Origin of the sequence: Virgibacillus senegalensis, from assembly GCF_000821245.2 — a bacterium.
Lineage (GTDB): Bacteria > Bacillota > Bacilli > Bacillales > Amphibacillaceae > Sediminibacillus > Sediminibacillus senegalensis.
Genome location: NZ_LN611422.1, coordinates 189,468 through 204,619 on the forward strand (window position 1 = coordinate 189,468; position 15,152 = coordinate 204,619).

The 15,152-nt window shown below is 43.5% G+C and carries 15 protein-coding genes; 6 read left to right on the forward strand and 9 right to left on the reverse strand.

The annotated features are described in order from the left end of the window. The 4 genes from BN1067_RS01255 to BN1067_RS01270 form a co-directional block, all read right to left on the reverse strand. On the reverse strand, positions 1-750 hold a 750-nt coding region (locus tag BN1067_RS01255), incomplete at its 3' end, for an NTTRR-F1 domain (RefSeq protein WP_199868441.1). Between the two features lie 355 nt (positions 751-1,105). Then, positions 1,106-1,798: an acyltransferase gene (locus BN1067_RS01260; protein WP_053217125.1), complete on the reverse strand. Its 693-nt coding sequence runs from the start codon at positions 1,796-1,798 to the stop codon at positions 1,106-1,108. Positions 1,799-1,820: 22 nt separating this feature from the next. Next, a complete protein-coding gene (locus BN1067_RS01265) occupies positions 1,821-2,885 on the reverse strand; it encodes a Gfo/Idh/MocA family protein (RefSeq protein ID WP_053217126.1) in 1,065 nt (354 codons plus the stop codon). Next, entirely contained in the window at positions 2,882-3,988 is a 1,107-nt protein-coding gene (locus BN1067_RS01270; protein ID WP_053217127.1) for a DegT/DnrJ/EryC1/StrS family aminotransferase, read from the reverse strand. Before BN1067_RS01270 ends, BN1067_RS01265 begins: the two co-directional genes overlap by 4 nt. Before the next feature lie 224 nt (positions 3,989-4,212). Between BN1067_RS01270 and BN1067_RS01275 the strand changes: the two genes are divergently transcribed. Further along, positions 4,213-5,544, forward strand: a complete 1,332-nt coding sequence (locus BN1067_RS01275; RefSeq protein ID WP_110943243.1) for a nucleotide sugar dehydrogenase — start codon at positions 4,213-4,215, stop codon at positions 5,542-5,544. 88 nt (positions 5,545-5,632) lie between these two features. Here BN1067_RS01275 and BN1067_RS01280 read toward each other — a convergent pair whose 3' ends face one another. Further along, positions 5,633-6,979 carry a hypothetical protein gene (locus BN1067_RS01280; protein ID WP_053217128.1) on the reverse strand — a complete coding sequence of 449 codons (1,347 nt, stop codon included), beginning with the start codon at positions 6,977-6,979 and terminating at the stop codon, positions 5,633-5,635. 220 nt (positions 6,980-7,199) lie between these two features. Here BN1067_RS01280 and BN1067_RS01285 point away from each other — a divergent pair, with 220 nt between their 5' ends. Continuing rightward, positions 7,200-7,922, forward strand: coding sequence for a BMQ_0737 family morphogenetic spore coat protein (locus BN1067_RS01285; protein ID WP_053217129.1), 723 nt, complete (start codon positions 7,200-7,202; stop codon positions 7,920-7,922). An 80-nt stretch (positions 7,923-8,002) separates the two neighbouring features. On the opposite strand, the gene BN1067_RS01290 is transcribed toward BN1067_RS01285, so the two are convergent. From BN1067_RS01290 to BN1067_RS01305, 4 genes are all read right to left on the reverse strand, one after another. Continuing rightward, the gene (locus tag BN1067_RS01290) at positions 8,003-9,004 is read right to left on the reverse strand and encodes a TIGR00341 family protein (RefSeq protein WP_053217130.1); all 1,002 of its coding nucleotides are present in this window, start codon (positions 9,002-9,004) and stop codon (positions 8,003-8,005) included. A 168-nt stretch (positions 9,005-9,172) separates the two neighbouring features. After that, complete coding sequence (locus BN1067_RS01295) at positions 9,173-9,673, reverse strand: metallophosphoesterase family protein (protein ID WP_053217131.1); 501 nt, start codon at positions 9,671-9,673, stop codon at positions 9,173-9,175. A gap of 350 nt (positions 9,674-10,023) precedes the next feature. After that, a complete protein-coding gene (locus tag BN1067_RS01300; protein ID WP_053217132.1) occupies positions 10,024-10,773 on the reverse strand; it encodes a glucose 1-dehydrogenase in 750 nt (249 codons plus the stop codon). Positions 10,774-10,852: 79 nt separating this feature from the next. Beyond that, positions 10,853-12,244 (reverse strand): alanine/glycine:cation symporter family protein, encoded by a 1,392-nt coding sequence (locus BN1067_RS01305; protein ID WP_053217133.1) that lies wholly within the window; start codon positions 12,242-12,244, stop codon positions 10,853-10,855. Between the two features lie 145 nt (positions 12,245-12,389). On the opposite strand from BN1067_RS01305, the gene BN1067_RS01310 reads away from it, so the two are divergent. The 4 genes from BN1067_RS01310 to BN1067_RS01325 all read left to right on the forward strand — a co-directional run bounded on the left by BN1067_RS01310 (position 12,390) and on the right by BN1067_RS01325 (position 14,675). After that, a complete protein-coding gene (locus tag BN1067_RS01310; protein ID WP_053217134.1) occupies positions 12,390-12,719 on the forward strand; it encodes a thioredoxin family protein in 330 nt (109 codons plus the stop codon). A gap of 66 nt (positions 12,720-12,785) precedes the next feature. Further along, positions 12,786-13,301, forward strand: coding sequence for a DUF421 domain-containing protein (locus BN1067_RS01315; protein ID WP_053217135.1), 516 nt, complete (start codon positions 12,786-12,788; stop codon positions 13,299-13,301). A gap of 64 nt (positions 13,302-13,365) precedes the next feature. Then, positions 13,366-13,695 carry an MGMT family protein gene (locus tag BN1067_RS01320; protein WP_053217138.1) on the forward strand — a complete coding sequence of 110 codons (330 nt, stop codon included), beginning with the start codon at positions 13,366-13,368 and terminating at the stop codon, positions 13,693-13,695. Beyond that, complete coding sequence (locus BN1067_RS01325; RefSeq protein WP_053217136.1) at positions 13,683-14,675, forward strand: phosphotransferase enzyme family protein; 993 nt, start codon at positions 13,683-13,685, stop codon at positions 14,673-14,675. The genes BN1067_RS01320 and BN1067_RS01325 overlap by 13 nt, the downstream gene beginning before the upstream one ends. Positions 14,676-15,152: the final 477 nt, after the last annotated feature.

The following is a 15,152-nucleotide window of genomic DNA, read 5'->3' on the forward strand; positions in this document are numbered from 1 at the left end:
GGTAGCACCGGTAGGTCCGGTAGCGCCAGTAGGTCCAGTAGGTCCGGTAGCACCGGTAGGTCCGGTAACGCCGGTAGGTCCGGTAGCACCCGTAGGTCCAGTCACGCCGGCAGGTCCGGTAGCACCGGTGGTCCCAGTAGGTCCGGTAGCGCCGGTGGCCCCAGTAGGCCCGGTAGCACCCGTAGGTCCAGTCGCGCCAGCAGGTCCAGTAGGTCCGGTAGCACCGGTAGGTCCAGTAGGCCCGATCGGTCCAGTAGGTCCAGCTTCGCCGTCACCTTCCGCAGAAAGTAATTCTACATCGTCTACTAATACTGCAGGAGCAGTAAGAGCGCTGATGGGTTTGCTGATGATTACTTGAGCTTGTGTTGTACCAGCTGGAGCAGGTTCAGTATTTTGGTAGAAGTTATGCCAAGTACTATTCTGGGCTAATGGAATATTGCCGTAAAAAACTTCTGTATCCAATCCTGTCCCTACGACGGTATTTGCCGCATTTAAAAATAATACTTGAATATTGACGACAGGACTTGGATTTGTGGTCGTTTTGGCAAGAGATACTAGCAGTTCGTATTGTTCCCCAGCAGTAGCAGCAACCGTTTGGGAGAGGGAAGCTTCTGCAGCTCCGCTGGCAAGCCGGGCTGAGTGGAATCCAGAATGTGCCTGGCCGTTCAAGATCGTTGTATTTACAGCGTTCCATCCTGTAAGGTCACCAGTCTCAAAACTACTATTGATGATTAGATCATTAAGTGACAAGTGTGTTTTACCTCCTTCATTTTTAAATTTGAGAAACTAGTAATACTACTAGCGAACTCACAATATAGTATGTTTCTTCCTTTAGCTTGTTCAGGCGGTTGATACTGACAAAAAGTACATTTTCTAGCTTTCAAGCAGATTGCCGGACCTGCGGAAATCCAGAAATTATAGAGAAAGGGTAAAGAATTCTTTTTGCATTCTTAATAGTAGGGAAATATAATAGCCGGAAACACACCGGAAAGTCACATGATATGTAAAAAATAATCTAAAATATAGTTTGGGTTGTCTCCTTTCATTTCTTCAATCAATAAAGCCAGGACCGCTTTCGGCCTGGCTTTATTGTTAGGAACAGCTATCAACCCAGCTGTCTGGCAGGATTTCCAACAACGGTTTTTCCTTGTGGTACATTACTGGTGACAACGGCTCCTGCCCCCACGGTGGCATTTTCCTCCACAATGATACCAGGAAGCAGGGTAGCGTTATTGCCGATCTTCGCCCCTTTTTTCAAAATTGGTCCCTGATAGGGATAGTTTCCCATTCCCATATATTTATCATTTGAGGAAGAGCAACAGGGACCAACAAATACATCGTCTTCTATAATCATATCAGCAGTTAGATAGGCATTGGATTGAACAGTTACCCGACTGCCGATACGTGTGTTGTTTTCTATCGTTGCATTCCTCCCGATAATGCTTTCATCCTCAATTTCGGTATTTTCTCTTATACTAGCCAAGTCTCCAACTAGAACCCCATCATGGATAATGGAGCCCCGATAGATAACGCAATTGGCGCCGATGGTTACGTGGTCACCAATCAATAACGGTGCTAATCCTGTGTCTGGTTTTCTAGCCATTTTCTTATTGGCCATCGGATATTTACCGAGGCAGGTTAAATCATCGATTATTACATTACTGCCAATAATCGTACCCTTATGAATAATGACATTGCTGCCAATCGTCGTATTATCTCCGATGATGACTTCCTGCTCGATGACAGTGTTTTCACCTATCAAAACGTTTTTTCCTAACCATGCGCTTTGATGAATCATTCACTCACGTCCTATTTTCAATTTAATCAAGCATCATTGTTGTCGAAAAGGAAGAAAGGGGAAAGGTGACAGGCTTTCCTTGCTGATGGGATTGATAAAGGCCGCATATAACTTCTAAGGCTTTCTTTCCCTCCTCAGCCGTTACCAGAAGATTGTTGCCCCCTGTTAGTGATTCAATGAAATTTTCATACATTCGCCTATGCTCGTCTTTCTGGGATGCCGTCTCCATCAGTTTTTCCGATATTTCTCGATGATTTTCTACGTAACATCGGCTGATTTCATCTAATTCTGGCCCTCCAATACTGATTGTCCCTTTTTCAGCAAAGATGGTTAACTGATAGCCGATATGTTTCGGCTTGGTAACGGTGTTGGCTTCGATTACTCCTTTTGCTCTGTTGGAAAAGCTTACGATTCCAGCCGCAATATCTTCTGTTTGTTTGTAACCTGCTGCATGATTGGCAATTTCTCCGTAGACGGAGACAGGCTCGCCAAGTAGCCAGATAAGCAGGTCGATAAGATGAATCCCCTGGTTGACGAGCATCCCACCGTCCATTGACCAGCTTCCGCGCCAGTTTGCTGATTGATAATATTCTTTGTTGCGGTTGATTCGAATGGATGCTACCCCTAAATAAGGCATTCCAAAGTATCCGGCGTCAATCAGCTCCTTTAAGCGGGATATGAATGGACGGTAGCGCAGCTGATGGCAGACGAGCGCCTTTCGGTTGTTTGCCAGCGCAATCCGGGAAATTGCATCTGCATCCTCCAGGGACAAGGATATTGGTTTTTCCAGAATGATATGTTTGCGGTGCAGAAGCGCTTGTTTTGCAATTTCCGCGTGCAGACCACTTATTACAGCAATCACAACAATGTCGACTGCTGGATCACGCAGCAAGTCGAGATAATTGGAATAACGCTTTATCGCTTTAGTTGTTAACGCCTTTTCTTCATAAGCAGTCACTATATCATCCATCCGCTCTTCCTGCAGATCGCTGACTGCGGTCAAATCCACATTCGTTATGTTACATATTGTGTTTAGATGTTTGTGTGCTATAAAACCACAGCCGATCAATCCTATGGAAAAACTCATCGTTCTTCATCCATTTCTTTTACAGCAGAAATAATGATCTGTTGTTCGTCTTCTCCGAGAAATGGATGCATCGGAATGGCGAACAACTGGTCGGATAATTGCTCAGCCACCGGAAAATCTCCATGTTTGTATCCCAAATCTTTATAAGCGGACTGAAGATGGAGGCAGCAGGGATAATAAATGCCGGTGCTGATTCTTCGTTCCTGTAAAAAATCGACTGCTTGATCTCTGTTTTCGGTTTTCAGGCAATATAAGTGATAAATATGGGTTCGATCAGGTTTGGTTCGAGGGGGAAGCAAGGTTTTTAGGTCGGAAAATGCGTCATTATAATGGTTTGCTAATTTTTTGCGTTGGTTGTTCCAGTCCTCAATATGCTGCAAACAAATTAACAAAATGGCAGCATGTATCTCATCTAGCCTGCTGTTATAGCCAATCATGTCGTGATAGTATTTTTGTTCACTTCCATGGGCACGAAGTTTTCTTATTTTGGCGGCAATCTGCTCATCCGACGTGGTCACCATTCCACCGTCACCCAATGTGCCGAGGTTTTTGGTGGGGAAAAAGGAGAAACATCCAGCATCTGCCAGACTGCCGACCGGCATACCTTTATAAAACGCACCAAAGGCTTGGCAGGCGTCTTCGATTACGATAAGGTCATGTTCTTTAGCAATGGCGTTGATTTCATCCATATCAGCCGGCTGTCCGAATAAGTGGACAGGTAAGATTGCTTTCGTGCGCGAAGTAATCTTTTTAGCGACTTCCTCTGGATCAATGGTGAAAAAATCGGGAGTTACATCTGCAAAAACAGGGACTGCTCCAGCTCTGGAAATTGCTTCTGCTGTCGCAAAAAAAGTGAACGGACTTGTTATGACTTCATCTCCTGAACCGATTCCGAATGCCTCGAGAGTCAGAGCCAGAGCGTCTGTGCCGTTGCCTAGTGTAATGGCATCGGCGGTACCAAGCCGCTGGGCAGCTTTTTTCTCTAACTCCGATACCCTTGGTCCAAGGATATAATTTCCACTTTGTATCACATCGTTCACTGCTGTGACAATCTCTTTTTCGATAGTGGTGAATTGTCGTTTGAGGTTGATTAATGGGATCATGCTTTATCTCCTTTGCTTTCAGATTTCGTAAAAAAATCCGTTATACATTAACGTATTTGCAGGTTGTGCCACTTGTAACGGCATACATCTTGTATGCCAATTGAATCTAGTTTCTATTTAACTGACAAACTAGTAAGAGTGCCTTTTTTGCGGATAGATTTGCACAGTGGACCTCTCTTTCTCATATAAAGTAATAGCTTTACTCCAACGAAAGGAACATTCCAATGAGAGAGGTAAAAAGCAGAGGAAACAAACGAATAGATAAAGACAAGGTAAGCGACTGTACAATAGGGGTTGTTGGATTAGGATATGTCGGCCTTGCGGTAGCACTTGGTTTTTCAAAGCGGTACCAGGTAGTCGGCTTTGATGTAGATAAGCAAAAAGTAGAACTGCTCAAAAAGCATATTGATAGAACAAAAGAGGTATCGACGGAGGAATTGGAGAGGTCTGCTATATTATTTACAACGAATGAGCAAAAGTTAGGGATGTGTGACTATTTGATTGTTGCTGTCCCGACTCCGATTACGGAGCAAAAGGAGCCTGATTTGCGTTATTTAATAGCAGCTTCCCAAATGATCGGGAGCAATCTTGCAGAAGGAGCGACCGTTGTCTATGAGTCTACCGTCTATCCGGGAGCAACAGAAGAAGTATGTATCCCTATCCTGGAAAAATGCTCACAAATGAAAGCAGGGAAAGGTTTTTTTGTAGCCTATTCTCCCGAAAGAATTAACCCGGGAGACAGACAGCATACGTTTGGGCAAATAGAGAAAATCGTTGCCGGGCAGGACAAAGCAGTGTCGGAAAAAGTAGCAGCCCTTTACCAAAGTGTGATTGATGCGCCAATTTATCAAGCGAACTCGATTAAAGTTGCAGAGACAGCAAAGGTGATTGAAAATACGCAGCGGGATATCAACATCGCTTTGATGAATGAATTGGCAATGATTTGCGACAAAGTCGGAATCAAAACTGCCGATGTGCTGGAGGCGGCAAGGACAAAATGGAACTTTTTTCCGTTCACCCCGGGACTTGTAGGTGGGCATTGTATTGGGGTGGATCCTTACTATTTGATTTATAAAGCAAGAGCATTGCATCACACCCCGGAATTTTTAGAAGCGGCCCGGAAAATAAACGATTCAATGGCTGCCTATGTTCACCGTGCTGTCCTTGATGAAATCATCCGTTCCAAGCAGAATTTGCGTGACGTGAGCATTACGGTGATGGGAATCACCTTCAAGGAAAATGTTCCAGACATAAGAAACTCCAAAGCAGTCGAAATAGTAAAAATGCTGCAGGATGTTGGATTATCGGTTACTGTTTATGATCCGATTGCCCATCCCTTAGAAATGGAGAGCGAATACGGGATTAAACTGGCCGAACGAGAGGCGATATTGCCTGCAGACATTCTGCTCGTTTTAGTTCCGCATGAGGAGTTTGTGAACATGACTCCCAGTGATATTTCCAGTTTTTTAAAAGATGACCAGGCATTTGTGTTTGATTTAAAAAATATTTGGAACCATCACCAGCTGGCATCATCCATCAAGCGTAAATCACTTTAGAAGGAAACAAACAAACCATCTCTTTTCGGGAGGGATGGTTTGTTTTATTCGGCAAGCTATCACAATTACTGAGAAAATAATTTATTTTTTATGGGTTGATCTTATCCCAGAATTTCTTGAAAATAGACTTTTTCTCTTCCGCTGCATGGGAGTGGTGCTGTTTGACGTTTTCTATTTTCGGTCGTTCTATATCTGTTGATTCACCAGCTGCTCGTGTTTTCATCTTTGCTCTGTTTTTGTCAAAAGTTTGATGTTCTGTCGTCTGGATACTGGTGGGAGTGGTTATTTGCTTTTCCGACGGTTGTTTATTGTCAGATGAGCTCACGCTAGTTACAGCTTGCTCTTTAGTTGCACTTTCTGAAACGTTAGCTTCTTCCTGCTTTATTAATTTTTGTAAATATGCACGTTTGTCCTCGTCACTTTTTAACCAAATTGGCTGCTCATGTTGGGCGTCCGTTGGGCTTGGAGGGGGATTCGTAGAAGTGAGCTTATTGATTGGTGGAAGAGTACGTTGGTGATTTCCATTGGCATGGTCATTTTTACTTTGGTTTTGTTTACGTTTGATCGGATGCGCATGATTTTGTTTTCCTTTGTTATCGATAACTGGTATGACGGAAGCCCCTTGTAAATTCCGGTAATGGAACTGGGGCTGTTTTGTTGAAGGATGATAAGGATTTGCAACTGGCTTGAGCAGTGAATATGGATCCCGTGATTTTGATTTCGTAGGATGGGAATGCGTTTCGGTTTGTTTTGCTGGTGAATTAGACTCTTTCATGAGCTCCTTCATTTCCTTCATTTCTGCCTGAAGCTTTTCCAACAGTTTTATGTGAGAAGAATCTTGTGTTCCTGGAGTGCCCGGAAGCTTTGGATCCTGTTTACCAGCTTCTTGTGTGTCTGTTAAGTTGTGCTGTTGGATTGGTACTTTTATTTGGTTGAAAAAAGTAGAAGATGCGTTGTGGTCGTGTGGTTGGTGGTGTTCATCCATCGCCTGATCGTTCTCCTTTCTTTTCTTATTCAGCGGTTGGCCGCTTGTGATTTCTGTTAACTTTTGATCCAAGTAATATAGCTGTTGGGAGAGGAAGGCGACACTATCTGTTATCGGTTGATTGGAGGGCCGCTTCCACTTGTCCGGTTGTACACTGGGTGGCTTGCCATCTTCGTTGATACTTGAGTCATCGGCCGTGTTCCATCCTGTCATCCTGCTTAATTTGTCTATTTCTCTATCTTTTTGCTGCAGTTCTTGTTTATATTGCTGGATGGTTTCTGATGCTGTGTGGTTCAGCTGTTCCATCTGTTGTTGAAGCTCCTGGTATTTTTCTTTTAAAAGAAGATAGTCTTTCGTACAATCATTCTCCTGGTAGCTTTTTATCATTTTTTTATACTTTCGATGTTGGATTAATAGGTGATTAATGTCTTCTTTGCTATAGCCTTTCACAAAATAGTCACCTCTTCACCCGTAATATATAGAATATGGTATGAGAGCGAAAGCCGTGTTGTGACTATTATCCTTATTACTTTTTCTTCCTTTCTAACCATTTAGATAGAAGCCCTTTTTAAACAAATTAACTAGAAATAGACTTTTGGCATGTAGCAAGGCGGGGGTTAAAACATAATTTGGTTACTGAATAAAAAATCTAACAAAGGAGTCGATAAACTTGGAGAGCCAATCTTTGCAAGGGGCTCAGGAGCCTCTATGTATAAACACGGAAAAAGTTTACGATTGGGTAATCTTGCAAGAGGATGTTAGCCGAAACGTACTTGCTGGAGCTCTAGGTACGCTGCCAATTGATCCGGGCGGTCCAACCGTCAGCAATTTGACAACAACGGTTTATTTAGTGGACCCAGCGACAGGAGAAGAGCTGGACCTAAATGAAGAGATACCGATTGAAGAGCTTGGAGAAAGAGAAAACCGGACCTTTGTCATCGATGGCGCAATGGTAACACTACAACGGGTTACCTTTACCAGGTCCTTGGCAGTCGTTGTAGAATTCAGCGGATTGACGGGAACTACTCCATTCGTTGAAATTAGTGATCCGATCACAATTGACCTCCCTGAATCTCTCTACCTATGCGCGCCAGAAGGAACGCGTATCGCTGCAAGATTATCTGATTTGGATAGCAGTGTGACGGTCAATACTACAGCCGGCGCTTTAACCAGTATTGACATTGTGCTGGGTATTTGTCAAAGTGTTCAATCACTGGCAGATGTGACAATTGAGCTTATGGCAGACTTTTGTCAGCCGCGGGATGTTCTGGTCGAACAATGCCCGGCGCCTGCTATTCCACCGCAATGTCCGGTACTATTCCCGGGTAATGGCGATAATGGTAATGGACCTACTGGCCCTGCACCAGGGTCGGGTACAGTTACCAGCTCTTAATCAGGCGGAAAAGACAGTTGTTTCTCATTTGAGTGAACAGCTGTCTTTGCCTGTTGCGGGTTGTTAAACCAGTTTGCTTATTAAAATTGAATAAAGTAAATGGCAGTTGCAAGGACGATGATGATTGCGGAAACGAACATAAGTGAATATTTCCTTGAGGTGGTAGCAGTCTTGATTTCCTGCCAATTAACTGGTTTGATGCCGCTGAACCAAAACACCAAAATGGCAGATAGTGTAATGGAATTCACATTGACTAGCAACAGCAGGAGTGGCGTAATGGCGTTGTTCCATGCTGCTGCTCCTACCATCATGCCAAGCACGATTGCAGGCGGTAGCAGTGCGACGGAAACCATCACACCTACCAGTGCCTCAGAAGCCCGTTTAATAAAGGATAATGCTCCTGCTGCTCCGGCAGCCAGGGCTACAGCTATGTCGATTATTTGAATGTCGGTCCTCGATAAAAATTCCTGACTATTTGCAGGAAGTGGAAAGAATAGGCCGAAGCTTGCTGCAATAAGCAAGGGAATCATCAGGCCGTATAAGGAAGTGATGACAGATTGGCGCATCAGTTGATAGTCACCCAGGACCGAGGCGAAGGCAGAAGAGGTAAATGGGCCAATCAATGGGGCGATCACCATAGCTCCAATGACAATCGCCGGGCTGTCCTTGATGATACCGACAGTGGCCACGATAGAAGAGAGCAGTAGGAACCAAGTAAAGCTTTTGGTAATCTCGCTGGATGAGTGAACAACGTTATATAATTCCTGACGGCTGGCCCGTATAAGATCTGCATTATTGGAGGCTTCATCACCTTCTTCCGTTTCCTCCTCTGCTTCTATTCTTGGGATAGAAGCCGGAAGATTGAACAATAATGCTTTGATTTCTTCGTCGCGTTCTGTATTCAGTTCCAAAAAATTCAATATTTCTTCAGAATCATTGGCTTTCACCAATACGCGAATAAGTGCGTATTCTTCGGATTCATTCGAATGCCAATGGGTAATGATAGGTAGTTCCTGTAACTGCCGATTGAAATTTTCTGTGCTCTTTTTTGGTAAATAGATTTCGATCAATTGTAATTTCATGTTTCAATCTCCCGCCCGAATCCAACCGTATATTTAAAAATGATCCTTTGTTTGTAAGTAAATGGCCAAACTTCTGTGAGTCTTACTTTATACATTCTGCCTATTTTCATCCTTTATACATGAAAAGCCGGTCAGGAAGGGATGCCTTCAGGCCGGCTAATTCTCCAATCAACTTTTATCTTCAAAAAATACATGCTTTAGTTCAAAAGAGGTTTCCGTTAGCTGTAATATTCCATAAGAAAACTGGGGTTGTCTCCTTTTATCTGTCGGGGAGCCGGGATTGAATAACGTTATCCCGTTTACCTGTTTCAGAAGGGGGATATGGGAATGACCAAAAACAATGATGTCCACTGAATCTGTTTGAAAAGCTGTTAATGCTCGTTTTTCTGTGGTGCCTCCTTTTCCATCTCCGTGCGTGATGCCAATGGTAATCCCGTTTCGTACTATCCATTCCTTTTTACCGAGCCGTTCTTTAAGCTCTGGTCCATCTACGTTTCCGATCACTCCTATTACCGGGGCATATTGCTGCAGTTCTTCGAGGACTTCTATGGTTTGCCAGTCGCCTGCGTGAAGGATCAAGTCGGCTCTTTCCAATCCAGTTATTAATTGTCGTGGAAGTTTTTTGGCCATTCTGGGCATATGGGTATCAGAAAGAATGACAATCTGCATGATTCTGCCTCCTTTCCGTATGGGCATATTAAGACCTAGAGGTAACTCCGTCTTTAGTCCGAGCGAAATTCCACCTGTCAGCTGTTATGTATCTTCCTCCTGCCGTCTATAATGAAGATATCAACGAAACAGGAGGGATTACAGATGATGAATGAATACGAACTGCAACAAATCATTGATGCCCGGCGTCCTCGATAATTCATTAAATTTTATTGCAAAGGAGCATAGCCAATGGGCATCATATTGACAAACTAGCCTCTTTCTTACAAGCGTGATAAAGGAAGGGGCTTTTTCATGGCCATTTGGAGTACATTCAGCGCACATCCCCAGGTGAATAGGTTGCCGTCAAATTAATGCTCATACATCATTTTTCTCGTCATGCCGCCATCAAGGACAAGGTTTTCTCCGGTCACAAAATCATTTCGGGGATCTGTCAAAAACATACAAGCACGAGCGACGTCTTCCGGTTTTCCCACACGATTGGCAGGATGTTGTGTGTGATCGATGGGACGCAGTTGCTCATAATCACCTGTTTCAATCCAACCGGGACTGATTGCATTTACTCTGATCCGATCATCGCTCAAGGAGACAGACAATGCGTGGGTTAAAGCAGAGATTCCCCCTTTAGAAGCAGCGTAAGCCTCTGAATCCGCCTCAGACATAAAGGCTCTGGTCGAAGCAATATTTACGATGGCCCCGCCATCAGGGTTACTTCGCATATATTTTGCTGCTGCTTGTGCACAAAGAAAATTCCCGCGCAAATTCGTATTGATCACATCATCCCATTCTTCCACTGTTAAATCATACACATTTTTAAATCGGGAAAGCCCGGCGTTATTGATTAAAATGTCGATTTTATCATAGGCTTCAATCGTTTTCTTCATAAGAAGGTCGATATCTTCCGGTTTGCGGACATCCGTTTCGACAAATAAACTGGTACCACCGTTTTTTTCGATAGCTTCTGCAGTCGCTTTTCCGGATTCCGGATCCTTTTCCGCTACTACGATTTTGGCCCCGGCATCTCCATAAGCGGCAGCTACCGCGGCACCGATCCCACTTCTGGCACCGGTAATGATGATTGTTTTATCTGTAAATGTCATGCCAATTCCCTTCCTTTCCCGCCATTTTGTTTGATGATACTGTAAAATGGGTGGATTTTAAAGTGGAATAGATGCCGGTTCATTTATCCGAGAACAGATGAATGGTCGGTTCCCCGTGTTTTTCTTTGTAGATTCTTTCTATATAATCTTCCGTGATCGCTTTTACTTCTTTGTTAAGGAAAATCAATGGAAAAATGTTCGCCAACACAACAAAGGCTAGGACTAGATCAAGAAACTGCCATACAAACTGAAGTCCTCCTATCGCTCCGACAAAAACAGAGACGATATAGACGATGCGCATTACCTTCGCTGTCTTTAAACCGAAAAGATATTCAACCTGTTTTTCTCCGTAAAAAAGCAACACACCTAAGGTAGTCAGGACAAAAAACAGGAGAAAGATCGCAATAAAGGAGCCAGCAAAGTTATTGCCGTATAGATCAGCAAAGGCAATGGTAATCATATTCGAAGCCTCATCTGCTCCGACTTCCTGCCAGGCGCCGGTTACTAAAACCGCAATACCGGAAATGGAACAAATGACGACAGTATCTACAAATACACTGACGATCCCCCAAATTGCCTGTTTGGCAGGATGGTCTGTTTGTGCTGCTGCGTGGGCGATTGGTGCGGTCCCGACACCGGCTTCGTTGGAATACAGACCACGTGCAATCCCCCAACGAAGCGCCTGGGCTATTCCGGCACCGGCAAATCCGCCTGCCGCAGAAATAGGTGTGAACGCATGGGTGAAGATTAATCCGAAAACATAGGGGAGCTGGTCGATATTCGCCAGAATCACAGCAAGGGCTGCCAGCAGGTAAGAAATAACCATAAAAGGGACAAGCTTGTCAGTCACTTTACCGATTCGTTTTATTCCGCCAAAAACAATCAGTCCGATCAATACGGTTATAATGATCCCTGACAGCCATGTTGGCCAGCCGAAGGCTCCTTCGACTTGTGTAGCGATGGAATTGGACTGGACCATGGAACTCGGGATCACTTCCAGCATGAGGAAAAATGCGAATAGAAAGGCAACTTTATCCCAGCCGAGCGCTTTTTTTATGTAATATTGCGGACCGCCGACCCATTCTCCTTCTTTGTTTTTTTCCCGATACTTCAACCCCAAAACAATTTCACTGTATTTGGTGGCCATGCCGATCAAAGCCACAATCCACATCCAAAAGAGCGCTCCTGGTCCTCCAAGAGCGATTGCAACCGGAACGCCGACGATGTTCGTCGCTCCCGCGGTTGAGGCTAATGCAGAAGTGAAAGCCTGGAATGGAGTGATCGATCCTTTATGCTTGTTCTTTTTGAATATCTGGCCAATTGTCTTATGTAAAATATGCCTGAAATAACGAAACTGGAAAAACTTTAGCCGGAAAGTAAAGAATAAACCGGTGAAAATCAATAAAATAGATAATAGATACGTCCATAAAAAATCAGAAACAGCTGCTACAAGGCTCTCTAAAACTTCCATTTGTCTTTATCATTCCTATCTCTCAGATTTAAGTAACTGCTGAATGTTAATACCCTTTCTCAGCTGCTTTTAATCCTGGTGCTTTTGTTACAAGTTCCAATAACCACTTATCGGGGTATCACTTTACAAAAAGGAGGGGTTTACGATGTTGAAGGTAGAGTCACTGGAAGAAATAAATCAGGAAGTGCAAGAGCATCGATTCATCCTACTATTGATATCCAGGAGGAATTGCTCGGTTTGCCAGGCTGTCCGTCCGCAAATTGAACAACTGCTCTCCAGGAAAGACCTTGTTCAAGGGATCTATGTTGATGCTGACGAGGTCACAGAGATCGCCGGTGCTTACTCTGTATTTACCGTTCCGGCTGTCATCGTTCTTGCTGATGGGAAAGAGATGTTCCGCAAAGTCCGTTTTATTCCTATGGAGGAATTGTCTATACAGCTTACAAAGTTGCTTTCCGCTTATACGGAAGGATAACGCAGTTTCAATGTGAAACAAAACAGGAAAATACATCAAAAATCATGAGATAGGGAGAGAGTCAATATGTTTTCATTTTCCTGGTCGTCTATCGGAAGGGTTGTGTTAATCGGAATCCTTGCATACCTTGTGTTGATTGTATTATTGCGGATAACTGGTAAACGGACCCTGACCAAATTGAATGCTTTCGATCTAGTAATTACGGTGGCGATCGGCTCCACGTTTGCTACCATTTTGTTAAATCAAAAAGTTTCTATCTTCCAGGGAGTAACGGCGCTTGCAACGCTAGTGTTTTTACAATTTGTTTTTGCCTGGTCTTCTATTAGAAGTACGTTCATCAATCGGTTAATAAAAGCAGAACCCAAACTGCTGTTTTACCAAGGACGCTTTTTTAAGAAAAGGATGGTGCAGGAAAGAATTCAACGGATAGAAGTTTTGCAGGCGGTCCGTAATCAAGGGTTGATTTCGATGGAAATGGTGGAGGCGGTCATTTTGGAAACAGACGGGAGCATGTCGGTTTTGAAAAAGACGGACAAATACGAGCCTGATACACTTGAAAATGTGAAAGGTTTTGAATCATAAGCGTGAAACGGTGAAAATTACGGTATAATGGAGGAAAATGTTTAAACTCGGCGGAGGGGGAAAGATGCAGCCATTTACAGAAAATGCGATCAGGCTCATCAAGAATATACCGGAAGGAAAAGTGATGTATTACGGACAAATCGCAAAGCATGCTGGCAATCCACGGGGCGCAAGGCAAGTCGTCCGAATATTGCACTCGATGAGCGGCAAACATCAGTTGCCTTGGCATCGTGTAATTAATGCTAAGGGCGAGATCGGTATAAAAGAGGAAGCGCAATTTCAATTACAAAAGCTATCTCTTGAACTTGAAGGGGTGGAAGTCGAAAAAGGCGGAAAAATAAATTTGAGTAAGTTTCTTTATGACCCAGAGGAGGACGGGGAATGGAATCAATAGTCGGAAAGCAGCTTACTGAACAGATCATCCATAACTTTTTAGAAGCTTTTGGGTTGGAACATCGATACGAAAAACTTGGGGATTTCGAGAATTACGTATTCGAAGTAACGAAAGTGAGTGAACCATGTATTTTAAGAATCACTCACAGTTCCCATCGTAGCCTTCCGGAGATCGAAGCAGAACTGGATTGGATAGATTATCTTGCAAATCATGGTGTTTGCGTAAGCAGGGCGCTTTCTTCTTCGTTGGGCAGGATGGTCGTAACCAATCCAGCTTCAGATGGTTCTGTGTTTTACGGTTGCCTGTTCAGGGAAGCACCGGGGAACCGAGTGGAACTGGATAACCGTCTACCGAATAGGAAATTGATTCGTTCATGGGGGAAAACAATCGGGACCATGCACAAATTAAGTAAGACTTACCAACCGAATGATGAGGCTAAACGCAAGGCGTGGCATCAGGACGAATTACTGGACGTGGAACGATATCTACCGGCTTCTGAAACGGTTGTTATCAACCATGCCCGGCAATTAGTCGAAGAGCTTCATGGTTTTCCGGTTACATACGATAATTATGGGTTGATCCACAATGACCTTCATTCCGGCAATTTTCACTTTGACGGGGAGCAAATCCACGTATACGATTTCGATGATTGTTGTCATCTCTGGTATGTATCTGATATTGCGAAACCTGTGTACTATTCAGTTCAATTCAGCCATCCGCCAATGTCCTATAAGGAAAGAGATAAGTTTGCCAAAGAGTTTCTCACAGTATTTCTGGAAGGATACGAGGAAGAAACGAAGCTGCCGGACCAGTGGACCAAACAATTTTCTTCGATGCTCCTGCTTCGGGATGTAACGTTGTACTCGGTATTACATAAAAAAATGGCTCCTTTTGACCGCAATCAGAAAATCCAGCAATTGATGGCAGAGTTAAAAAGCAGGATTGAACAAAAACAGCCCATCATAACTTTTATTCCATAGTCTACAATAGTTCGAATGCTCTTTTACTATAAGGGAGGTTTCTGTTTAGCAGTTTTACCTTTAAAGAATTAATAATGGTTATCTTGGATAAAGTCGAATTCGAAGCTAGATTGCTTTGCGCAGGAATAATTTCCCATATAAAAAATGGTTGAAATTGATTGATAGCAGTGATATATTATGAAAGCTGCAACAAACAGCAAGCAAGAAACTCAAAAAACATATTGACTTCATATTTTGAACGTGTTATATTAATTAAGTTGCTGTTTTGAAGGAACGAACAATTTCTTTTGGGAAAATGTTGACTTCATTCTAGTAATCTGATATAATAATTGAGCTGTCGATGAGATGGTGGACAATTTGATCTTTGAAAACTGAACAAAACAACCAGTATGTCAAGCAAGATATACAAGCTAGTTTTTTGAACGAGCAAGCAAGCTCGCATTTTATGGAGAGTTTGATCTTGGCTCAGGACGAACG